Source organism: Cryobacterium sp. MLB-32, assembly GCF_000738085.1.
GTDB lineage: Bacteria > Actinomycetota > Actinomycetes > Actinomycetales > Microbacteriaceae > Cryobacterium.
Genome location: NZ_JPRS01000784.1, coordinates 1 through 588 on the forward strand (window position 1 = coordinate 1; position 588 = coordinate 588).

Here is a 588-nt window from a genome sequence, read left to right on the forward strand (position 1 = left end):
TGCGTATCGTGCCGCGTCGACATCGACCCAGCGCCTGCTGACAGTGCTGGAAGAGAACCACCACGGCCAGGCGTTCGCTATCTTGAAAACCGAGGGTCTGCAAGCAGATGTAGCAACCCTGGCTCCCGAGCTGCGGGGCGCACCGTGGAGCAAACGCACGGTCTACGCCGTGGTCATGATCGACGCCGATTCGATCACGTTCTGGGATGGCCCGTTGAAAGCACCGTTCGTGACCGCTCGGTTAGCCAGAAGCGAGGTGACAAGCGTCGAGGTCTCCCGCGGCCTGACGAGATTCTTCACAGTTCGCGCTTATAAGGTTGCTCTCCTGCATGCCGGGACGATTCTGCGGGTAACGTTCGCACCCGTCGTCGTCGGAAGCATGATCGTGCGGCCGATTGACGATGATGCTTTTGTGGCCTTGCGATCTCTTCTGACCGAAACGAGTGACGCGTCACTCGGTCCCGCCTGATTTGGGAACCAGCGCTTCAGCGGCGCGGCCTGCGTCGACGAACTGAACGGGTGTGTTGGCACTCCAGCGACACAAGTTGGGATAAATTGCCGAGACAGGGCTGGGGCTCGTTCACCGCT

At 60.5% G+C, this 588-nt stretch carries 1 protein-coding gene; it reads left to right on the plus strand.

Going from position 1 to position 588, the window contains the following annotated elements:
* Positions 1-469: hypothetical protein (locus JF66_RS24065; protein WP_035881037.1), on the plus strand; the 469-nt coding region annotated here is incomplete at its 5' end.
* Positions 470-588: the final 119 nt, after the last annotated feature.